The organism is Halomonas rhizosphaerae, from assembly GCF_030012485.1.
In the GTDB taxonomy this organism is placed as follows: Bacteria; Pseudomonadota; Gammaproteobacteria; order Pseudomonadales; family Halomonadaceae; genus Halomonas; species Halomonas rhizosphaerae.
The window spans coordinates 201,763-221,422 of record NZ_JASCQQ010000039.1 but is presented as its reverse complement, the minus strand read 5'-3'; the positions used below and the strand labels follow the sequence as shown (position 1 = coordinate 221,422).

19 protein-coding genes are annotated in these 19,660 nt (G+C 68.6%); 9 read left to right on the top strand and 10 right to left on the bottom strand.

Annotated elements, in window-relative coordinates; all coding sequences use genetic code 11:
- From QLQ86_RS19580 to QLQ86_RS19560, 5 genes are all read right to left on the bottom strand, one after another.
- Positions 1-660, bottom strand: a complete 660-nt coding sequence (locus QLQ86_RS19580) for an ABC-type transport auxiliary lipoprotein family protein (protein ID WP_282818114.1) — start codon at positions 658-660, stop codon at positions 1-3.
- Positions 657-1,595, bottom strand: a complete 939-nt coding sequence (locus QLQ86_RS19575) for an MlaD family protein (protein WP_282818113.1) — start codon at positions 1,593-1,595, stop codon at positions 657-659. Before QLQ86_RS19575 ends, QLQ86_RS19580 begins: the two co-directional genes overlap by 4 nt.
- 2 nt (positions 1,596-1,597) lie before the next feature.
- A complete protein-coding gene (locus QLQ86_RS19570; protein ID WP_407650125.1) occupies positions 1,598-2,404 on the bottom strand; it encodes an ABC transporter ATP-binding protein in 807 nt (268 codons plus the stop codon).
- Entirely contained in the window at positions 2,401-3,525 is a 1,125-nt protein-coding gene (locus QLQ86_RS19565; protein ID WP_282818112.1) for an ABC transporter permease, read from the bottom strand. Before QLQ86_RS19565 ends, QLQ86_RS19570 begins: the two co-directional genes overlap by 4 nt.
- A gap of 65 nt (positions 3,526-3,590) precedes the next feature.
- On the bottom strand, positions 3,591-4,514 hold the full coding sequence (locus tag QLQ86_RS19560) for an alpha/beta fold hydrolase (protein WP_282818111.1): 924 nt from the start codon (positions 4,512-4,514) through the stop codon (positions 3,591-3,593).
- Positions 4,515-4,673: 159 nt separating this feature from the next.
- Between QLQ86_RS19560 and QLQ86_RS19555 the strand changes: the two genes are divergently transcribed.
- The 4 genes from QLQ86_RS19555 (at position 4,674) to QLQ86_RS19540 (ending at position 11,574) form a co-directional block, all read left to right on the top strand.
- Positions 4,674-6,110, top strand: coding sequence for a TolC family outer membrane protein (locus QLQ86_RS19555; RefSeq protein WP_282735544.1), 1,437 nt, complete (start codon positions 4,674-4,676; stop codon positions 6,108-6,110).
- 87 nt (positions 6,111-6,197) lie between these two features.
- Positions 6,198-7,478, top strand: a complete 1,281-nt coding sequence (locus tag QLQ86_RS19550; RefSeq protein WP_282818110.1) for an efflux RND transporter periplasmic adaptor subunit — start codon at positions 6,198-6,200, stop codon at positions 7,476-7,478.
- On the top strand, positions 7,475-10,660 hold the full coding sequence (locus QLQ86_RS19545; protein WP_282818109.1) for an efflux RND transporter permease subunit: 3,186 nt from the start codon (positions 7,475-7,477) through the stop codon (positions 10,658-10,660). Before QLQ86_RS19550 ends, QLQ86_RS19545 begins: the two co-directional genes overlap by 4 nt.
- A 221-nt stretch (positions 10,661-10,881) precedes the next feature.
- Complete coding sequence (locus QLQ86_RS19540) at positions 10,882-11,574, top strand: hypothetical protein (protein ID WP_282818108.1); 693 nt, start codon at positions 10,882-10,884, stop codon at positions 11,572-11,574.
- Here QLQ86_RS19540 and QLQ86_RS19535 read toward each other — a convergent pair.
- Positions 11,566-12,189: a TetR family transcriptional regulator gene (locus QLQ86_RS19535; protein WP_282818107.1), complete on the bottom strand. Its 624-nt coding sequence runs from the start codon at positions 12,187-12,189 to the stop codon at positions 11,566-11,568. The genes QLQ86_RS19540 and QLQ86_RS19535 overlap by 9 nt on opposite strands.
- A 179-nt stretch (positions 12,190-12,368) precedes the next feature.
- Between QLQ86_RS19535 and QLQ86_RS19530 the strand changes: the two genes are divergently transcribed.
- The gene (locus tag QLQ86_RS19530) at positions 12,369-13,400 is read left to right on the top strand and encodes a succinylglutamate desuccinylase/aspartoacylase family protein (protein ID WP_282735539.1); all 1,032 of its coding nucleotides are present in this window, start codon (positions 12,369-12,371) and stop codon (positions 13,398-13,400) included.
- A 65-nt stretch (positions 13,401-13,465) separates the two neighbouring features.
- Here the strand turns inward: QLQ86_RS19530 and dusA are convergent, their stop codons facing one another.
- Together dusA and QLQ86_RS19520 are read right to left on the bottom strand one after the other, a co-directional pair.
- Positions 13,466-14,461 carry a tRNA dihydrouridine(20/20a) synthase DusA gene (gene dusA, locus QLQ86_RS19525; protein WP_282818106.1) on the bottom strand — a complete coding sequence of 332 codons (996 nt, stop codon included), beginning with the start codon at positions 14,459-14,461 and terminating at the stop codon, positions 13,466-13,468.
- Between the two features lie 204 nt (positions 14,462-14,665).
- Complete coding sequence (locus QLQ86_RS19520) at positions 14,666-14,869, bottom strand: cold-shock protein (protein WP_089714596.1); 204 nt, start codon at positions 14,867-14,869, stop codon at positions 14,666-14,668.
- Positions 14,870-15,156: 287 nt separating this feature from the next.
- Here QLQ86_RS19520 and QLQ86_RS19515 point away from each other — a divergent pair, with 287 nt between their 5' ends.
- The 3 genes from QLQ86_RS19515 (at position 15,157) to QLQ86_RS19505 (ending at position 16,545) form a co-directional block, all read left to right on the top strand.
- Positions 15,157-15,384, top strand: coding sequence for a hypothetical protein (locus QLQ86_RS19515; protein WP_282818105.1), 228 nt, complete (start codon positions 15,157-15,159; stop codon positions 15,382-15,384).
- A 176-nt stretch (positions 15,385-15,560) separates the two neighbouring features.
- Positions 15,561-15,884 (top strand): TraR/DksA family transcriptional regulator, encoded by a 324-nt coding sequence (locus tag QLQ86_RS19510; protein ID WP_282736981.1) that lies wholly within the window; start codon positions 15,561-15,563, stop codon positions 15,882-15,884.
- A 64-nt stretch (positions 15,885-15,948) separates the two neighbouring features.
- Positions 15,949-16,545 (top strand): hypothetical protein, encoded by a 597-nt coding sequence (locus QLQ86_RS19505; protein WP_282736982.1) that lies wholly within the window; start codon positions 15,949-15,951, stop codon positions 16,543-16,545.
- Positions 16,546-16,549: 4 nt separating this feature from the next.
- Here QLQ86_RS19505 and QLQ86_RS19500 read toward each other — a convergent pair whose 3' ends face one another.
- Positions 16,550-17,137 carry a helix-turn-helix domain-containing protein gene (locus QLQ86_RS19500; protein WP_282736983.1) on the bottom strand — a complete coding sequence of 196 codons (588 nt, stop codon included), beginning with the start codon at positions 17,135-17,137 and terminating at the stop codon, positions 16,550-16,552.
- Between the two features lie 121 nt (positions 17,138-17,258).
- Positions 17,259-17,999: an SDR family NAD(P)-dependent oxidoreductase gene (locus QLQ86_RS19495; protein ID WP_282818104.1), complete on the bottom strand. Its 741-nt coding sequence runs from the start codon at positions 17,997-17,999 to the stop codon at positions 17,259-17,261.
- A 158-nt stretch (positions 18,000-18,157) separates the two neighbouring features.
- On the opposite strand from QLQ86_RS19495, the gene gltX reads away from it, so the two are divergent.
- A complete protein-coding gene (gene gltX, locus QLQ86_RS19490; RefSeq protein ID WP_282818103.1) occupies positions 18,158-19,639 on the top strand; it encodes a glutamate--tRNA ligase in 1,482 nt (493 codons plus the stop codon).
- Positions 19,640-19,660 lie beyond the last annotated feature (21 nt).

Below are 19,660 nucleotides of genomic sequence, written 5' to 3'. Positions count from 1 at the left end.
TCAGGGCGAGCCGCTGGCCATCCTTGCCAGGGTCCAGTCGACCAGCTCGAAGGCAACCCGGTCGGCGGCGCGACCGAAGGCCGCGACCACGGCGTCGACGCCGTCGTCATCGCTTGCCACCACCGCCTCGAACCGGCGGCTGGCCAGCACCTCGCGGCTGGCCTCGTCGAGCAGTTGTACCTCGAGGCGCAGCACCACCTCGGGCGCGCCCTCGCGGTAGCGGCTGTGGAAGACCCCCAGGTGGCTCGCCAGGGTGGCGTCGCTGCGCGCCCGGCTGGCGTCGTCCACCACGGCGGCCAGGCGGCCGTCGCGGCGGAAGGCCGCGATCAGGTGGTCGCGCAACAGCCGCGGGGCATCGTCGCTCCAGCGTGCCCCCGCATAGGCCTGGAACTCCCCGGGGGAGGGCATGACCAGCAGGCGTCGGCCATCCAGGGGCGCCCCGGCGCTGGGGGTGTCGAGGCGCAGGGTGAGGTCGCGGGTGGCCTCATCAGACTCCGACAGCGACGGTTCGGGCAGCGTGAAGAGGCGCACCGGCTCCTGCTCGGGGAGCAGGCTGCAGCCCGCGATCAGCACTGCCATCAGCAGGGCCGGCAGTGCCATGGCGAGGCGTGGAATGGGGTGTCGAGACAGGGGACGTCGAGACATGGCGGGCAGGTTCATGGGGTGAACTCCTGGATCTCGTCGCGACCCAGCAGGGCATCGGCCGGGTTTTCCTCGAGGCGTCGCACCAACCGGTTCAGGGCACGCAGCGCGGCGTGCAGTTCGCGCATGGCCGGGTCGAGCTCGCCCACGCCCTGCAGGCCTCGTGCCAGGGAGCCCTCGTGACGTGCCGTCAGCCCGTCCAGCCGGGCGGTGGTGGACTCCAGCGACTGCATGGCGCGTTGGGCACTCTGCAGGGTCGCGCGCCCCTCCTCGTCGAGCAGCTCGTCGGCCGTCTCGCCCAGGCGGCTGAAGCCCTGCAGGGAGGCCTCGATCCGTTCGCCGGCCTCGCCGAAGCGCGCCATGGCCTCGCCGAGGGCATGGCGCTGGTCGACCAGTGCCCCCGAGACGACCTCCAGGTTGTCCAGGGTGCGCGTCAGGCTTTCGGCATTCTCCTCGGAGAGCAGCCGGTTGGCGTTGGTCAGCAACCGGTCCACCTGGGCGAAGAGCTCCTCGCTGTTGGAGAGCAGCGAGCTCAGCGGCGAGGGCTCGGCCTGGATCAGCGGGGGATCGTCGCGGTCGCCCTGCAGGCGGGGGCTCTGCGGGGTACCGCCGGAGAGCTGGATGTTCATGGTGCCGGTGATGTTGGCCAGCGCCAGGCTGGCGCGGGTGTCCTGCTTGATCGGGACATCGCTGTAGACGCGTATCAGTGCCCGGACCTGGCGCGGGTCCCGGGGGTCGAGGCGCAGCCTGACCACATCCCCGACCTCGATGCCGCTGTACTGGACCGCATTGCCCTCGGACAGGCCGCTGACGGCTCGGTTGAAGCCGATCTCGTACCAGGCATAGTCGCGGTCGACGCTGGACTTGCCGAGCCAGAGGGCGAACAGCAGGGCGCTGCCCAGGGTGATCACCGTGAACAGCCCGATCAGTACATGGTGGGCGCGGGGTTCCATCGTCAGGGCTCCTCCACCGGGTGGGCCGCCGCCTGGGCGGCGCGGCCTCGGGGGCCATGGAAATAGTCGTGGATCCACTCATCGTCGGTGGCCGCGACGACGTCGAGGCGATCGGCGACCAGCACTCGGCCTCGCGACAGCACGGCCACCCGGTCGCAGGCGGTATAGAGGGTGTCCAGGTCGTGGGTCACCAGGAAGACACTCAGGCCCAGGGCGTCGCGCAGGGTCAGGATCAGGCGGTCGAATGCCGCCGCGCCGATCGGGTCCAGGCCCGCCGTCGGCTCGTCCAGGAACAGCACCTCCGGGTCTAGCGCCAGGGCGCGCGCCAGGGCGGCCCGCTTGATCATGCCACCCGAGAGCTCGGCGGGATACTTGATCGCGGCCTCCCCGGGCAGGCCGGCGAGTGCCAGCTTGACCCGGGCCAGGCCCTCGGCGTCGGCGCGGGAGAGCCCGATGTGCTCGATCAACGGCAGGGCGACGTTCTCCTGCAGGGTCAGCGAGGTGAACAGCGCCCCGCGCTGGAAGAGCACCCCGAAGCGGCGCTCCACCCGTGAGCGGTCCCGGGCGGAGAGGCCCAGCAGGTCCTCGCCGAACACCTCGATGTGCCCCGCGCTGGGCCGCAGCAGGCCGACGATGCTACGCAGCAGGACCGACTTGCCGGTGCCCGAGCCACCGACCACGCCGAGAATCTCGCCCGGGTAGAGGTCGATATCCAGGTCCTCGTGGACGCTGTGTTCACCGAAGCGGTTGGTCAGTCCGCGGACCCGGATCAGCGGCGCGTCGTTCCTCGAGGCCCGTGCCGCGCTCACCAGCCCATCTCCATGAAGAACAGCGCCGCCACCGCATCCAGCAGGATCACCACGAAGATCGACTGCACCACGCTCGAGGTGGTGTGCTCGCCCACCGACTGGGCGCTGCCGCTGACCTTGAAGCCCTCCAGGCAGCCGATCACCGCGACCAGGAAGGCGAACAGCGGCGCCTTGGAAAGGCCCACCAGGAAGTGGTTGAGCGGGATGTCGCGCTGCAGGATGGCCAGGAACTGGACGAGCGAGATGTCGAGCGCCACGAGGCAGACCAGGGCCCCGCCGAGGATGCCGCTCAGCATGCCCACGAAGGTGAGGATCGGCAGGGTCAGCATCATCGCCAGTACCCGCGGCAGCACCAGCAGCTCGATGGGGTCGAGGCCGAGGGTGCGCACGGCATCGAGCTCCTCGTTGGCCTTCATGGCGCCGAGCTGGGCCGTGAAGGCGCTGGCGGTGTGACCGGCGAGCAGGATGGCGGCGAGCAGCACCCCGAACTCGCGAAGGAAGGCGTAGGCGACCAGGTTGACCGTGTAGATGGTGGCGCCGAAATCGCGCAGCACCGTGGCGCCGAGGAAGGCCACCACGGCGCCCACCAGGAAGGTCAGCAGGGCGACGATGGGCAGGGCATTGAGGCCCGTCTGGTGCAGCTGGGCCACCATCGAGGTGAGGCGCCAGCGGCTCGGCCGCCAGGCGGTGGCGGCGAGGGTGGCGAGCACCTGGCCGATGAAGCCGAGCAGCTGGCGCTGCTGCTGCCAGAGCCCCTCGACGATCTGGCCGGTCCGCGCCAGGGTGTCCCTCAGCGGTCGGGCGGGGCGCGCCGGGGGCGGCCGATTGTCCGCCATGGCCTCGCCCAGGGTGCGCAGCAGGGCGCGGCGCGTCGCCGGCAGGTCGGGGGCCCAGTCGTCGATCGCGGCGAGCGGCCCGGCGCCGACCAGCTCCATCAGCAGGACGGCACCGGCGGTATCCAGGGCGGCGAGCCGCTCGAGGTCGACCCCCTCGGGGGACGGCTCGCGGGCCTGCGCCAGGCGCTCGACCTGGTTCTTAAGGGTCGCGTAGTGCACCAGGGTCCAGTCGCCGGCAATGGCCAGGCGGCCGTCCTGCTGGTCGATGTGGCCCGGCTCGGTCATGGGCGAAGGCATCTCAGGCGAGTCATGGTGGCCGATGGTATCAGCCCGCGTGCCTTTACATTAGTTCAACCTGCGCCGGCCCCCTTCAGCCAGCGCAGGCCGCGCTGCCACCAGGCCAGGGCGCCGCCGGCGGCGCCAGGCAGGACGCGGCGGCGCGGCCGGTCGAGGAAGTCGGCGATGGGGCGGACCTGGCTCGTCCGGTCGAGCATCGGGGCGTGTCCGCAACCGGGTACCTCGAGGCTGACCAGGCCGGGCTGCGCCTTGGCCATGCGGGTCACGCTCTCGGCCTTGAGCAGGGGCGAGGACTCGCCGCGGACGACCATCAGCGGGCAGCGGATCGCCGCCCAGTCGGACCAGGTGTCACGGGGAGTGTCATGGACGAATTGCTCGCCGATGCGCGGATCGTAGTGGTAGGTCCAGCTGCCGTCCGGCAGCCGCCGCGCGCTGTTCAGGGCGAGGCGCCGCCAGGCGTCGTCGCCCTCGATACCGAAGCCGGTGTAGTGGCGCCTGAGCTCGGCCTCGAGCTCGCCGAAGCGACAGAAGCGGTGGGGCACGCCGAAGTACTTTGCCAGGCTCGCCAGGCCCTCGGGGTCGAGCTCCGGGCCCACGTCGTTGAGCACCAGCCGCTCGATGCGCGATGCCGTCTCGGGCTCGGCGGCCATCAACATGCCGATCAGCCCGCCCATGGAGGTGCCCACCCAGGGGACCTGTGCGAGGTCGAAGTGGTCGAGCACCGCCACTGCTACCTTCATGTAGTGGGCGTAGAGATAGTCGTGGGCGGGGTAGAGCGACCAGCTCGACAGGCCGCGCCCGGGGGTGTCCGGGGCCAGGACCCGCCAGCCGGGGCCCAGCACGCGGGCGAAGTCCTCGAAGTCCCCGCCGTGGCGGGCCAGGCCGTGCCAGGCGATGACGGTACGCGGTGCCGCGGGGTGCCAGATGCGCACGGCGACCTCCAACTCCCGCACCCTGACGAGTTCCAGAGCGTCCATGGGCGTTCTCCCTCAGTGGGCTATGCTGCATGGCAGCATAGCGGAATTTTCCGGGACTTTCGGCAAGGATGCACATTTCCCGACGGCTCGGCAGTGGATTCACCACCGAAACATGCGACAATGTATGTAAAACTGTCCGTACAAATCGAGGATGACCCGATGACCCGTCACCGCACCCTTCGTCGTGCCCTGCTGCCGGCACTGATCGCGTCGGCCTTCGCCGCGCCCCTGCAGGCGGCCGACCTGTTGACCATCACCCGGGACGCCCTGGAGAACAATGCCGAGCTGGCCTCGGCCCGGTCACAGACCGGCAGCGTCGAGGCGGGGCGGGCCGTGGAACGGGCTGACTTACTTCCGCAGGTCAATACCTCGGCGGACGTATCTCATAACCGTCAGTATGAATCTCAGACACAGACAGGCGGTTTTCCGGCAGGAGGCACGGGAGGCGGTGACGACAACTACAACAGTGCCGGCCTGACGCTGGAGGCCACCCAGGCGCTCTTCGATGCCCGCAACGCCCGCGAGGTCGAGCAGGCCGAGCGCCAGATCGACCAGCAGACCTACCAGCTGGCCGCCACCGAGCAGCAGGTGCTGATCGACGTCTCCTCGGCCTACTTCGAGATCCTGCGGGCCTACGAGGTGCTGGAGGCGCGGCGCGCCCAGGAGCGGGCCATCGGCCGCCAGCTGGAGCAGGCCCGCGAGCAGTTCGAGGTGGGGCTGATCGCCATCACCGAGGTGGAGGAGGCCAAGGCGGCCTTCGACCAGGCGCGGGCGGTCCGCATCGCTGCCGAGAGCGACCTGCAGGTGCGCTTCGAGGTCCTGGAGCGACTGACCGGCCAGCGCTATTCCAGCATCGACGCGCTGGGGGAGGAAATGCCCATCCAGTCGCCCACCCCGGACGACCGCGGCCAATGGGTCGAGCTGGCCATGGAGAACAACCCCCTGGTCCTGGCCAGCGAGGCCGGCGTCGAGGTCTCGCGCAGTAGCGTCGAGATCGCCCGCGCCCAGCGCCTGCCGACGGTCGACGCCTTCGCCAACTACAATTATGCCGACGACGACCGGGACGGCGTGGAGGGACACAACTCCGCCAGCCAGGTCGGCCTGCGCGCCAGCCTGCCGCTCTTTACCGGCGGCCGTACCCAGGCGAGCATCCGCCAGAACACCTATCGGCTGGAGGCCAGCCAGTACGACTTCGAGGCCCAGCGCCGCGATACCGTCCAGCAGGTCCGGTCACGCTTCACCCAGGTCAGCAACGACGTCTCCACGGTGGAGGCCCGGGCCCAGGCGATCGTCTCCAACCAGAGCGCCCTGGACGCCACCCGCGCCGGGTACGAGGTGGGCACCCGCAACATCGTCGATGTGCTCAACGCCGAACAGAATTTCTTCAATGCCGTCGCCGACCATGCCAGCGCCCGCTACGACTACGTGATCAACCTGCTCAGCCTGCGCCAGCAGTCGGGGACCCTGGACGTGCCGGCCGTGGAGGAGGTCAACGCCTGGCTGGACGGCGGCAGCGTCTCCTTCACCCTGCCGGAAGAGCGCGATCCGACCGATGGGGCCATGGAGATCGGTGAGCCGCCCCGTCCCCGGGAATGATGCTTAGCGTCCTAATATTTACATCCATACACGCATGGATGTAAGATTCGTTCATCTCTGACGACGCCAACGGGAACGACCGACACCATGAAAAAGCTCTTCCGACACGGCCGGACGACCCTGCTCGTCCTGGCCGCGGGCCTGTTGCTGGCCGCCTGTGGCCAGGACGAGGCCCCCCCGCAGGCCGGCGGCGACCAGGAGCGGCCGCCACATCCGGTGGAAGTGACGGAGATCGCCCGTCAGGACATCCCCCTGGACAAGTCTTACCCCTCGCTGCTGCGCAGCGATAACGAGGTCACCCTGGTGGCCCGTGTCACCGGTTTCCTCGAACAGCGCCACTTCGAGCCCGGTCAGTTGGTGGAGCAGGGGCAGAAGCTCTACAGCATCGAGCCGGACCTCTACCAGGCGGCGGTCAACCAGCGCGAGGCCGACCTGCAGAGTGCCCGCGCCGAGCTCGCCCGGGCCCAGCGCGATGCCGACCGCTTCGAGCGGCTGCTGAGCCAGAACTCGGTGAGCCGCCAGCAGTATGACCAGGCGCGGGCCGAGCTGGGCGTCGCCCAGGCCGGCGTCGCCCAGGCGGAGGCGGCACTCGCCAGTGCGCGGATCGACCTGGGGTATGCCGAGGTCACCGCGCCCGTGTCGGGGATGATCAGCCTCAGCCGGGTCAACGTCGGTAACCTGGTGAGCAGCGGCACCGAACTCGCCACCATCACGCCGCTCGATCCCCTGGAGGTCCGCCTGCAGCTGCCCCAGCGCGATGCCTTCGAGCTGCGCCGCCAGATGGGCGATCAGTCCGTTGAGGCGATCACCGCGATGCTGCGCATTCCCGGGGCAGACGGTGCCGAGGGCTCGACCCTCGAAGGCCACCTCGACTTCCTGGGCTCCCGGGTGGAGGAGGCCACCAGCACCGTCCAGGCCAGCGCCACCTTCGCCAATCCGGAAGGTCGCGTGCTGCCCGGCCAGTTCGTGCGGGTCAGCCTGGAGGGGCTGAAGCGCTATGACGTGCTGGCGGTGCCCGAGATCGCCATCGGCCAGGGGCTGATGGGGCCCCAGGTGTTCGTGCTCGACGAGGACGATGTGGCCCGGGCCCGCACCGTGGAGCTGGGCGAGGTGGCCGGTCCCTGGCAGATCATCCGCGGCGGCCTGGAGGTCGGCGAGCGGGTGGTGGTCGGCGACCCCTCCGGCATCGAACCGGGCACGGCCATCGACCCCCAGCCCTTCGATGGCGAGGCCGGCGAGATCGTCGAGGAGGTCGAGCAGGCCGAGGCCGAGGCCGAGCAGGAAGCCGCCGAGGAGATGCAGCAAGGTGCCGGCTCACCGCCTGCCGGTGAGCAGGAAGGCGAGGCGGACGAGGACGACGCCTCATGAGCTTCTCCAACTTCTTCATCAAGCGGCCGATCTTCGCCACGGTGCTGGCGATCATCCTGACGCTGATCGGGGTGATGAGCATGCGGGTGCTGCCGGTCGAGCAGTACCCCAGCGTGGTGCCGCCCACCGTCTCGGTGCAGGCCCAGTTCCCGGGCGCCGATGCCGAGACGGTGGCCCAGACGGTGGCTGCCCCGCTGGCCGAGGCGATCAATGGGGTCGAGGACATGCTCTACATGACCTCGACGAGTGCCGACAACGGCACCATGAGCCTCAACGTCGCCTTCAATATCGGCACCGAGGGCGACATCAACACCATCAACGTCAACAACCGCGTGCAGGGGGCGCTGTCGCAGCTGCCCGAGGCGGTCCAGGCCCAGGGCGTGCAGGTGGAGCTGCGTTCCAGCTCGATCCTGATGCTGGTGGCGCTGATCTCGCCGGAGGGCGACTACGATCGCACCTTCATGCAGAACTATGCCACCCTCAACATCCTCGACGAGCTGCGCCAGGTGCCCGGTGTCGGCAATGCCGAGGTGCTGGGTGGTGGCGAGTTCGCCATGCGCATCTGGATGGACCCGGACAAGCTGGCCCAGTACGACCTGACCCCCACCGAGGTGGCCGCCGCCATCCGTGCGCAGAACACCGAGGTGCCGGCGGGCAGCCTGGCGGCCACGCCCCAGAGCGAGCCGCGGGCCTTCAGCTACACCATCACCGCGGGCGGACGGCTCAGCGACGTCGATGACTTCCGCGAGATCTTCCTGCGCACCAATCCGGATGGCTCGTCGCTGCGCCTGCAGGACGTGGCGCGCATCGAGCTCGGTGCCTCCTTCTACGGCGTGGATGCCCGCCTGAACGGCGCCGCCATGTCGCCGATCATCATCAACCAGCAGCCCGGGGCCAACGCCCTGGAGACGGCCGAGGCGGTCAAGGCGACCATGGCCGAGCTGGAGGGGCGTTTCCCGCCCGGGCTCGAACAGGTAGTGCCCTATGACACCACCCTGTTCATCGATGCCTCCGTCGGCACCGTGACCAAGGTGTTCATCGAGGCCTTCCTGATCGTCGGCGTGATCCTGTTCATCTTCCTGCAGAACTGGCGCTTCACGGTGATCGCCATGTCGGTGGTGCCGGTCTCGGTGCTGGCGACCTTCGCCGGCTTCTTCGCCTTCGGCTTCTCCATCAACCTGCTGACGCTGTTCGCCCTGGTGCTCTCCATCGGCATCGTGGTCGACGACGCCATCCTGGTGGTGGAAAACGTCGAACGGGTGCTCAGCGAGGACGAGGAGATCACCGTCATCCAGGCGACTATCCGCGCCATGAAGGAGGTGGGCGGCCCGGTCATCGCCACCTCGCTGATCATGGCCGCGGTGTTCGTGCCGGTGGCCTTCCTGGGTGGCTTCACCGGCCAGATCTACCAGCAGTTCGCGCTGACCGTGGCGATCTCGGTGGCCTTCTCGGCGCTGATGGCGCTGACCTTCACTCCGGCGCTGTCGGCGATCTTCATCAAGCACAAGCCGGTAAACGGCAACGAAACGACGTTTCGGCGAGCCATCAATACGCCCCTGCGCCTCTTCGATCGCCTCTTCGCCGCCATCACCGCCGTCTACATGTGGGTGGTCAAGGTGCTGGTGCGCTTCTGGGGCCTGGCGCTGCTGCTCACCGCGCTGGTGATCGGCGGTTCCTGGTGGCTCTACCAGAACACCCCCTCGACCCTGGTACCGGAGACCGACCAGGGGATCGTGCTGGCCAGCGTGCAGCTGCCGGACTCCGCCTCCCTGGCGCGCACCCAGGACTACATGGGCGAGCTGAGCTCGCGCATCGAGGAGATTTCCGGGGTCAGCTACGTGGCGGCGGTCGCCGGCTACGACATCCTCTCCAGTGCCGTGAACACCGCGCGGGGCGTGATGTTCATCAACATGGAACCCTGGGCGGAGCGCGAGCTCACCGCCGAGGGGCTGGTGGGGCAGGTGATGCAGCTGGGGGCCCAGGTGCCGGGCGGCTCGGCCATGGCCTTCAACATGCCGCCGATCATGGGGCTCTCCACCACCGGCGGCTTCACCGGCTACCTGCAGTCCTTCGAGGGCGCGAACCCCCAGGAGCTCTTCCAGGCCTCGGTACAGGTGATGCAGGCGGCGGGGGAACACCCGGCACTGCAGCGGGTGTTCACCACCTTCAACGTCAACGTGCCGGGCTACCGGGCCGAGATCGACCAGCAGAAGGCGCTCAGCTACGGCGTGGCGCTGGAGGACCTCAACGCCACCCTGTCGAACACCTTCGGCAACGGCTTCGTCAACTACTTCAGCTACCAGAACCGCAACTTCCAGGTCTACCTGCAGAACGAGGACGAGTTCCGCAGGACCCCGGACGACATCAACAACGTCTACGTGCGCGGCGGCAACGGCGAGCGGATCCCGCTCTCGGAGTTCGTGACCCTCGAGCGCCAGGCCAAGCCGGCGGTGGTGTCGCGCTTCGGGGTCTACCTGGGCGCCCAGTTCCAGGGCGGCCCGGCACCGGGCTACAGCTCCGGCGAGGCGGTCGCCGCTATGGAGGAGATCGTCCAGGAGACCCTGGGCGACGACTGGGGCATGGGCTGGACCGGCACCGCCTACCAGGAGACCCAGATGGGCAGCACCGCCACCCTGGCCATCGTCTTCGGCCTGCTGATGGTGTTCCTGATCCTGGCGGCCCAGTACGAGAGCTGGTCGCTGCCGCTGGCGGTGCTCACCGCGACCCCGTTCGCCTTCCTCGGCGGCATCGGCGGCATCGTGCTGCGCGGGCTCGACACCAGCGTCTACGTGGAGATCGGCATGCTGGTGGTGGTGGGGCTGGCGGCCAAGAACGCCATCCTGATCGTCGAGTTCGCCGAGCTGCAGCGCAAGGAGCAGGGCCAGTCGATCCGTGAGGCGGCCATCACCGCGGCCCGGCTGCGTTTCCGGCCCATCGTGATGACCTCGCTGGCGTTCATCTTCGGTACCCTGCCTCTGGCGCTGGCCACCGGGGCGAGCGATACCAGCAGCCACCACATCGGCACCACGGTGGCGGTGGGCATGGCCACGGTGGCGGTGCTGGGCAGCTTCTTCGTGCCGAGCTTCTACGCCATGATCGCGGCGGTCTCCGACTGGCTGCGGCGCAGGGTACTCGGTGGTGGCCCCGAGCATCGCCGGGCGGCCGGCGCCGACCAGCCCTGAGGCCCGGGTGCCAGCGCCAGGCGCTGGCACCCGATCACCCCTACGCAGCAAAAGGGGCGTTCCGACCGGGGGCGCCCCTTTTCCTGTCAAGGGCCGGCCGGGGATGCTTGCGGGCCCGTCCATGACCCACATCAGGGATAGGCTGCCCTCTCCGTTGCCCGGATGGTCTACGCTGAGGCAAGAGACTCATTCGTTGGCTAAGTATTGCCGGGAGGTGCCCCATGGAAACCGTACGCCAGATTGCCCTGAGCTTCCCGGTGGTGGTGTTCAGCGTGCTGCTTGCCCTCGTCGCCCTCTACTGGCTGCTGGTGGCGCTGCGCCTGGCGCCGGTGGAGTGCTTCGAGCACGACAGCCTCAAGGGCGACCACCTGGCCAGTACCCTGGTGGCGCTGGGCTTCGCCGGGGTGCCGGCCTCCTTCGCGCTGACGGTGCTGCTGTTGCTGTCGGGGGCCATCACCCTGGGGGTGGAACTCGCCGTGCTGCGCTGGCTGCCGCTGGGGCTGTTCCGCATCCCGGTCGGGGTGGCGGTGCTGTGGGGGGCCTTCGCGCTCGCCTCGCCGCTGGCGGGGGGGCTATGCCATGCCCTGCATCGTTGGTTCCATCGCCATGCCCCGCAGCAGCGGCGCTGCCTGCTCGGCGAGAAGGTCGAGGTGAAGGCAGAAGCCGATGCCGATGGCTGGGCCACGGCGGCGCTGGTCGACGATCCGGAATGGCAGGTGCGCCTGCACGGCAAGCCCGGCAACCTGCCGCATCTCGGTGAACGCCGCGTGCTGGTCAAGTACGTGGCCGGGGAGGACGCCTATCGGAGCGTGCCGGAGGCCGAGTACCGCGAGGCGCGAGCCCATCTCAGTCGGTTGCGCCTGCGCCAGGGACGCGGCGGCCAGGGGGGGAGCGGCGCCGCGGCCTCATCCTGAAGCCGGGGCGCGCATCAGTTCCAGCTGGGCGTCCAGCAGCACCGTGCCGCGTTCGAGGATCGAGAAGCGTTCGTGGTTGCGCAGCCAGTCGTGGAAGAGCCCGCCGAGCATCGCCTGCAGCAGCTCGCCGGCCACCCCGGGGTCGAGCCCCGGGCGTAGGTGGCCCAGGCGTGCCGCACAGCCGCAATAGTCGATCAGCGCCCCGCACGCCTCCTCGGCCATCTCGTTCTGCATGGCCAGCGGGTCGATGTCACCGAAGACCTCGCAGTGATGGATGAGAATGGCATGCACGCGCCGGTAGCGTGGCTGCTCGAGGCGCTCGAAGCCCTTCAGGCAGGCCAGGCGGATCGCCTCGAGGGGACGCTCGGCGAGGCTCGGGTCGCCGATCTCTTCCACCAGTTCCTGGAAGGGCATGCGCACGCGCTGCAGCATGGCCTGGAAGAGGTCGGCCTTGTTGCGGAAGTGCCAGTAGATGGCGCCGCGCGTCATGTCGGCGTGACGGGCGATCTGTTCCAGGGAGGTGCGGGCCACGCCCTTCTCGAGAAAGACCTCCTCGGCGGCGTCCAGCAGGGCCTCCCGGGTAGCGGCGGCCTCGGCCTTGGTGCGTCTGGCCATGGAAGCGGGCTCTCCAGCGTTCTGGTGATGGTCGTATTCTACCCGAGTCGCCTCGCCATTTACATACACCATTGTATGGATAATGACCCGCCGGTCACGCCACCCGGGCTCGTCTTCGATGCGTCAGTGGCGTATAAGGAAGCCACGAAAAACACCGTTCTGTGACGCAAGGAGCGCCCATGGCTCGTGCCCCCTTCGAACTCGCCGGTACCCGCGTGGTGGCAGGCTCGAGGACCCAGATCGACGTGCCGGTGGCGCGCCTCTACACCCATGCCCCGCTCTACATTCCCGTCGAGGTGGTGCACGGCCGTCAGTCCGGGCCGGTGCTGCTGGTCTGCGGCGGGATCCACGGCGACGAGATCAATGGCGTGGAGATCGTGCGCCGCCTGCTGCGCTCGAAGCAGCTCCAGAGCCTGCGCGGCACCCTGATTGCCGTGCCGATCGTCAACGTCTTCGGCTTCGTGCAGCACAGCCGCTACCTGCCGGACCGCCGCGACCTCAACCGCTGCTTCCCGGGCAGCGAGTCGGGCTCGCTGGGTGGGCGAGTGGCGGCGCTGTTCCGCGAGCAGATCGTCGACCACGCCACCCACATCATCGATCTGCATACCGGCGCCATCCACCGCACCAACCTGCCGCAGATCCGCGCCCAGCTGACGTCCGGGGGCGAGACCGAGCGCATGGCCAATGCCTTCGGGGCGCCGGTGATCCTCAACGCCGAGCTGCGCGAGGGCAGCCTGCGCCACTACGCCCAGAACCGCGGCATCCCGGTGCTCACCTACGAGGCCGGCGAGGCGCTGCGCTTCGACCAGTGGGCGATCACCCCGGGGGTGCGGGGCGTGCTGCGGGTGATGCGTCGGCTGGGGATGTTGACCGGCGAGCATCGCCGTCGCCCGGTGCCGGCCGCGGAGGTGGCCAACGGCTCGAGCTGGGCGCGGGCGCCCATCGATGGCATCCTGCGCCCCCAGGTGCGGCTCGGGGCCCGGGTGGCGAAGGGCGAACTGCTGGGGCGGGTGGCGGATCCCTTCGGCAACGCCGAGGGCGAGGTGCGCTCGGTGGCCGACGGCATCGTGATCGGCATGAGCCGACTGCCGCTGGCCAACGAGGGCGAGGCGCTGTTCCATATCGCCCGCTTCGACGCCATCGAGGAGGCCGAGAGCGCCATCGAGGACTTCCACTCCAGCCTGGAGCCGCCGCCCGACGCGCTCTACTGAGCCGCGCCCCAGACGCGGACGGCGCCGATGTCTCGACGCCGTCCGCGCTTCGGGAGGCGCCGGCCTCAGGCCACGGCGGCGGCCTCGCGCTCGGGGACCAGGCCCAGGGCGTCGTCGAGGACCTGCAGGCCCGCGCCCTCGCGGTGGGCGTGCTCGGAGAGGTGCCGGCGGAACTTGCGCCCGCCCGGCTGGCCCTGGAAGAGCCCCAGCAGGTGGCGGGTGACGTGGTTGAGCTTTGCGCCCTCCGCCAGGCGGCGGGCGATATAGGGGCGCAGCGCGCGCGCGGCCGCATGGCGGCTCTCTGCCGGGCCCGACACGCCGTATAGCGCCTCGTCGACGCCGGCCAGCAGCCAGGGGTTCTGGTAGGCCTCGCGGCCGACCATCACGCTGTCCAGGCGCTCGAGCTGTTCCCGGCAGGCGTCGAGACTCTTCAGGCCGCCGTTGATGCCGATATGCAGCTCGGGATGGCTCGCCTTGAGCCGATGGACGCGACCGTAGTTGAGCGGCGGGATATCGCGGTTCTCCTTGGGGGAGAGCCCCTCGAGCCACGCCTTGCGCGCATGCACGATGAAGGTGTCGCAGCCGGCCTCGGCCACGGTGGCGATGAAGCGCTCGAGGTCGGCATCCTCGTCCTGGTCGTCGATGCCGATGCGACACTTGACCGTGACCGGGATCGAGACCGCCTCGCGCATGGCGCGCACGGCGCCGGCCACCTTCTCGGGGTGGCCCATCAGGCAGGCGCCGATCAGGTTGTTCTGCACCCGGTCGCTCGGGCAGCCGACGTTGAGGTTGACCTCGTCATAGCCCCATGCCTCGGCGATGGCCGCGCACTCGGCGAGTTCACCGGCGTCGCTGCCGCCCAGCTGCAGGGCGAGTGGATGTTCGACGTCGTCATGGCCCAGGAATCGGCTGCGCGGGCTGCCGTGCAGGATGGCGCCGGTGGTCACCATCTCGGTATAGAGCAGGGCGCGGCGGGTCAGGGTCCGGGCGAACGCGCGGTAGTCGCGGGTCGTCCAGTCCATCATGGGCGCGACGGAGAAGGTACGGTCGAGCTGGAGCATCGGCATCACGGGGGTGTCGGTCGGGAGGGCGGATATTCTACCAGTACTGGTCAATTTCTGGCCAATGCTGGCAGGGTGATATCCCCGCAGCCTTGCGGTCATTGGCGGGTGCACGAAAACCCGACACGCAGAAACACCAAGGCCCGCATCAGCGGGCCTTGGTGCTCGGCGTCTTGCGACGCGATAGGTCTGTCTGATCGGCGATCAGATGACTTCGATGTTCGAAGCCTGCAGGCCTTTCTTGCCCTGAACCACATCGAAGGAGACCTGCTGACCGTCCTGGAGGGACTTGAAGCCGTCTGCCTTGATTTCGGAGAAGTGGGCAAAGAGGTCATCGCCACCGTCGGTCGGGGTGATGAAGCCGAAGCCTTTTGCGTCGTTGAACCACTTGACTGTGCCAGTAGACATAGTTGTCTCCTTTCGCGCTATGCGCTCTTTACGAATTACCGGGTAATGCCCCGAGTGCTAGTGGGTCAAACAAGGGGATATAACCAGACAACCGAAAGGATTCGACTACTACTGACAATATGCATCTTGCTAACCAACTGACGCTACGGTGTCACGTATGGCGGCCGCCGTCAATGCCTTGTGTGCTGTCGCCTCCATCCCGACCTGCAAGGGCAGTAGGCCGAGGCCGCATCTGGCGTTCCTCGTCCATACTGACCGACACCCATGATCATCAGGAGCAGCAGAACATGAGCGGCGATCTCACCGAGCATCAGATGGAGCTGCTGGCCCGCGTGCTGCAGCACGGCGGGGCACTGGCATCACCCTTCGGCCATCCGGGCGAGGACAGCCTGCTGGAGGACATCGACACCCTGGAGGCCAGGGGGCTGATCACCGTCGACCGGACCCGGGGCAGCGACGAGCCCGAGCGCATCTCCCTGACCCAGGAGGGCTATGACGCCCTGGGCATGGCCTGAGCGCTGGTCCAGCGGAACGGGAATGCCCTTGCGCGCTCCGAGGGCTCGCCCACGGGACGGGACGGGGAAAGCGGCGTCGTGACCCTCGTCACCGTGGGGCAGGGCGCGATGTGCTATCTAGAAGGAAGCGGGGCGGTGCCCCTTCGGCATTGCCGACAATGACAGGAGGCGACGTCATGGCGGATCGGAAGCAGGAACTGGAAGCGCTGCGCGACGAGCTGATCGACCGGTTCGACCGCTACAAGGCCCACAAGGAGCAGCGGGGCGGTCCGCTGGATAAGGACATGGAGGACCAGTCCATCGAACTGCAGAACGATGACGTGATCGAGGCCCTGCAGCAGGAGGCCGAGGATGAGCTTCGCCAGGTGATGCATGCGCTCGCGCGTATCGACGAAGGCGAGGGCGATCGCTGCGAGGAGTGCGGCGAGTCCATCGATGCCCGCCGGCTGGCGGCGGTGCCCTATACCACGGTATGCCGCGACTGTGCCGAGCTGCGCTGAGCGGACGCGCCGTGGACGGGAATGATGGTAGTCTGGCCTCTCATCGACCGGGCGGGAGGCGTGCATGACGGCGTGGTATCGAGCAATGGGGGCAGGTCTGCTGCTGGTGTGGCTGGCCGGTTGCAGCGGTGGCGAGGAGGAGGAGGCGGCGTCCGAGCCCGCTCAGACGGACACTGCCGAAGAGACCCGCGAGCCACCGCCGGAGGCGAAGCCCGAAGTGCCCGCGGTGCCGCCCTTCGACCAGCCGGCGATGATCGACCTCACCTCCCGCCTGGGCAGCGACCGGCGCCTGACGGTGGAAGGCGAGACTAACCTGCCCGAGGCGACCCGCCTGCAGGTCATCGTGGAGCGGGAACTCAGCGGGGTGCGCTGGCGTGAACGGGTGTCGGTGGAGGAGGGCGGCTTCGTGGCTGGCCCCTTCGGCCCCGGGAGCGGGCTACCGGACGGCGGTTATCGCGTCACGGTCGACGTGCAGGAAGGAAGCGTGCAGCCGCGGTCGGTGCGTGACCGCCTCGGCGAGGAGAACGAGCATCTGAGTGGTCCCCTGGTACAGGAGTCACGTCATGGCCTGGGGCAGGTGGCCAGCTACAGCCAGCGCTTCCTGGTGGGCAGCGAGACCCGCCGCACCCTCGACCACGTCGAGGTGCTGGAAGTGGAGTGAACCCTCACAGCGGCTGGACGCGCCAATGGGCCACCATCTTGCCGACCAGCCGGCAGGCCGGGGTCCAGGGCATGGCCTCGTCGCTGTTCTCGCGGTGGAACATCAGCTCCCCGGTGGGGCCCTGTTCGACCCGGCGGATGGCCAGGCTGCCGTCGTCGTCGATCAGGTAGAGCCCGGGCTGGCGGAAGATGTCGCTGGGGGCAATTGCGACCAGGTCCCCCTGGGTGAGGAAGTCGAAGTGCTCCCCCGGGGCGGGGGTGACCAGGTGGCAGTCGCCGTCCCAGCGCTGGCCGGGCACCATCTCGATCGGCAGGTCGATGCCCTTCTGCCGACCATCCTGCCAGGGTAGCGGCGGGCGGCTGCGCAGATAGAGCGGCGAGGCCTGGGCGCCCGTTTCCTCGAGCAGCCGCGACAGCGGGCAGTTGAGGGCCTGGGCCAGGGCCACCAGCCGCTCGTGGCCGATCTGCCGGATGGCACCGGATTCCCAGTAGGAGATGGTCACATCGGACACACCGACCCTGCGCGCCAGGGCCGCCTTGTTGAGCCTGGCCTCCAGCCGAAGTTCTTTGATCCGCGGGCCGAGTGTGTCCATTTCAGCATCCTGTGGGGAATTGAGTTGGCTGATCTTCTGTGATCGATTTATGCCGTGCAAGGGCACGCATCAACGTTAATTCTGCCCTAATCCGGGCCGGGTCGGCATGCGCCTTCGGGGCTCACCACGCCACGGGTTCGCCGGCCCAGTCGAGGAAGACCCCGTTCTGCTCGGGGCCGCAATCGTCCAGTACCGCCAGCAACCGCTGGGCCACGAACCGCGTCGTGAACAGCTTGTCCGCCGGGACCCGCGCCTGGAAGGGTTTCGACAGGGCGGTATCGGTGGTGCCGGGATGCAGGCAGGCGACGCTGACCTGGGGGTTGAGTCGGCGCAGCTCCACGGCGGCGGTCTTCATCAGCATGTTGTGGGCAGCCTTGCTGGCCCGGTAGGCGTACCAGCCACCCATCCGGTTGTCGCCGATGGAGCCGACCCGTGCCGAGAGGCTCGCGACCACAGCCGGATGGCGCCCCTTGAGGCCGGGCTGCAGGGCCTTGAGCAGCAGGGCCGGGGTGATCGCATTGACATGGTAGAGTCGGCTCATGGCCTCGGCGTCCAGGTCGTCGAGCTTCTTCTCGGGCCCGATGCCGAGCCGCTCGTCGTGCAGCATGCCGATGGCATTGAACACCAGGTGCAGCGGGGTGGTGTCCAGGGCCTGCTCCAGGGCCGCGACGCCGTCCGGCTCGCCGACGTCCAGGGCGAGGGACTCGAAGCGGGGGTCGGGGTGCGTGTGGCCGGCGCGGCTGATGCCGACCACCCGACCGGGACGGTCGCTTTCCAGCAGGGCATCGACCACGGCGCGGCCGATGCCGCCGGAGGCGCCGGTGACCAGGGCCGTGAAGCCGTCGGGGAGTCGCGAGAGCATGAGGTTCCTTGGTGGGGAATTCGGGCTCAAGCATGGACCACGAGGCGGGGGAATGATTCCCGGCCACGGCTGCCCGGCGCCGGCCAGGTGCGTATAATGCGGGGCATTCGCCCTCCCGGCAGGGCAAGCCCCACACCATCGACAGGACCAAGGACGACATGACCGTACGCACTCGTATCGCGCCGTCACCCACCGGCGACCCCCATGTGGGCACCGCCTATATCGCCCTGTTCAACCTCTGTTTCGCCCGCCAGCACGGCGGCCAGTTCATCCTGCGCATCGAGGACACCGACCGGGTGCGCTCGACCCCCGAGTCCGAGCAGATGATCCTCGATTCGCTGCGCTGGCTGGGGCTGGAGTGGGACGAGGGCCCCGACGTGGGTGGCCCCCATGGCCCGTACCGCCAGAGCGAGCGCGGCGACATCTACGGGGAATACGCACGCCAGCTGGTCGAAGCCGGCCATGCCTTCAAGTGCTACCGCACCAGCGAGGAGCTCGACGAGCTGCGCGAGGCGCGCAAGGCCGCCGGCATGCACCTGGCCCTCAAGCCTTCCGACCTCGCCCTGCCCGCCGAGGAGCAGGCGCGTCGCGAGAAGGAGGGCTGGCCCCATGTGGTGCGCATGAAGGTACCCGCCACCGGCAGCTGCGTGATCGATGACATGCTGCGTGGCGTGATCGAGGTCGACTGGGCCCAGGTGGATGCCCAGATCCTGCTCAAGTCCGACGGCATGCCCACCTACCACCTGGCCAACGTGGTGGACGACCACCTGATGGGCATCACCCACGTGCTGCGCGGCGAGGAGTGGATCAACTCGGCGCCCAAGCACCAGCTGCTCTACGAGTACCTCGGCTGGGAGATGCCGCAGCTCTGCCACATGCCGCTGTTGCGCAATCCCGACAAGTCCAAGCTCTCCAAGCGCAAGAACCCGACCTCCATCAACTACTACCGGCGCATGGGCTTTTTGCCCCAGGCGGTGATCAACTACCTGGGCCGCATGGGCTGGTCGATGCCCGACGAGCGCGAGAAGTTCAGCCTCGACGAGATGATGAGCCACTTCGATGTCCAGCGCGTGTCGCTGGGCGGGCCGGTGTTCGACCTGGAGAAGCTGACCTGGCTCAACGGCGTCTACATTCGCGAGGAGCTCGACGACAAGGCTTTCCTCAAGGCGCTGATGGAGTGGGCCTTCAACGAGGAGTACGTCAGCCAGATCCTGCCCCAGGTGCGCCCGCGGGTGGAGACGCTCTCCCAGGTGGTGCCCCTGGCCGGCCACTTCTTCTCGGGCCTGCCGGCCATCGAGGAGAAGAGCTTCGACGAGGTCAAGCTCTCCCGCGAGGAACTGCTCAAGCTGCTGCAGTTCCTGGTGTGGCGCTTCGAAGGTGTACCGGCCTGGCACAAGGCGGTGCTGCTGGAGGAGGTCAAGACGCTCGCCGCCCACTTCGAGCTGAAGATGAAGGCCTTCCTGGCCCCGGTGTTCATCGCCATCACCGGCTCCAGCTCGAGCACCTCGGTGATGGACGCCATGGCGATCCTGGGCTCCGACGTGACCCGGGCGCGCCTGCGCCACGCCATCGAGGTGCTGGGCGGCGTCTCCAAGAAGCAGGCCAAGCGCTTCGAGAAGGAATTCCGTGAGCTCGCGTGATTTCCTGTTGACGAAGGTGGG

Excerpts from the sequence above, each read along its gene's own strand:
- QLQ86_RS19545 (WP_282818109.1), top strand. The coding sequence starts at position 7,475 with ATGAGCTTCTCCAACTTCTTCATCAAGCGGCCGATCTTCGCCACGGTG.
- QLQ86_RS19530 (WP_282735539.1), top strand. The coding sequence starts at position 12,369 with ATGGCTCGTGCCCCCTTCGAACTCGCCGGTACCCGCGTGGTGGCAGGC.
- QLQ86_RS19580 (WP_282818114.1), bottom strand. The coding sequence starts at position 660 with ATGAACCTGCCCGCCATGTCTCGACGTCCCCTGTCTCGACACCCCATT.
- QLQ86_RS19550 (WP_282818110.1), top strand. The coding sequence starts at position 6,198 with ATGAAAAAGCTCTTCCGACACGGCCGGACGACCCTGCTCGTCCTGGCC.
- QLQ86_RS19510 (WP_282736981.1), top strand. The coding sequence starts at position 15,561 with ATGGCGGATCGGAAGCAGGAACTGGAAGCGCTGCGCGACGAGCTGATC.
- QLQ86_RS19575 (WP_282818113.1), bottom strand. The coding sequence starts at position 1,595 with ATGGAACCCCGCGCCCACCATGTACTGATCGGGCTGTTCACGGTGATC.
- gltX (WP_282818103.1), top strand. The coding sequence starts at position 18,158 with ATGACCGTACGCACTCGTATCGCGCCGTCACCCACCGGCGACCCCCAT.
- QLQ86_RS19535 (WP_282818107.1), bottom strand. The coding sequence starts at position 12,189 with ATGGCCAGACGCACCAAGGCCGAGGCCGCCGCTACCCGGGAGGCCCTG.
- QLQ86_RS19555 (WP_282735544.1), top strand. The coding sequence starts at position 4,674 with ATGACCCGTCACCGCACCCTTCGTCGTGCCCTGCTGCCGGCACTGATC.
- dusA (WP_282818106.1), bottom strand. The coding sequence starts at position 14,461 with ATGCTCCAGCTCGACCGTACCTTCTCCGTCGCGCCCATGATGGACTGG.
- QLQ86_RS19505 (WP_282736982.1), top strand. The coding sequence starts at position 15,949 with ATGACGGCGTGGTATCGAGCAATGGGGGCAGGTCTGCTGCTGGTGTGG.
- QLQ86_RS19500 (WP_282736983.1), bottom strand. The coding sequence starts at position 17,137 with ATGGACACACTCGGCCCGCGGATCAAAGAACTTCGGCTGGAGGCCAGG.
- QLQ86_RS19515 (WP_282818105.1), top strand. The coding sequence starts at position 15,157 with ATGAGCGGCGATCTCACCGAGCATCAGATGGAGCTGCTGGCCCGCGTG.
- QLQ86_RS19540 (WP_282818108.1), top strand. The coding sequence starts at position 10,882 with ATGGAAACCGTACGCCAGATTGCCCTGAGCTTCCCGGTGGTGGTGTTC.
- QLQ86_RS19520 (WP_089714596.1), bottom strand. The coding sequence starts at position 14,869 with ATGTCTACTGGCACAGTCAAGTGGTTCAACGACGCAAAAGGCTTCGGC.
- QLQ86_RS19495 (WP_282818104.1), bottom strand. The coding sequence starts at position 17,999 with ATGCTCTCGCGACTCCCCGACGGCTTCACGGCCCTGGTCACCGGCGCC.
- QLQ86_RS19560 (WP_282818111.1), bottom strand. The coding sequence starts at position 4,514 with ATGGACGCTCTGGAACTCGTCAGGGTGCGGGAGTTGGAGGTCGCCGTG.
- QLQ86_RS19565 (WP_282818112.1), bottom strand. The coding sequence starts at position 3,525 with ATGACCGAGCCGGGCCACATCGACCAGCAGGACGGCCGCCTGGCCATT.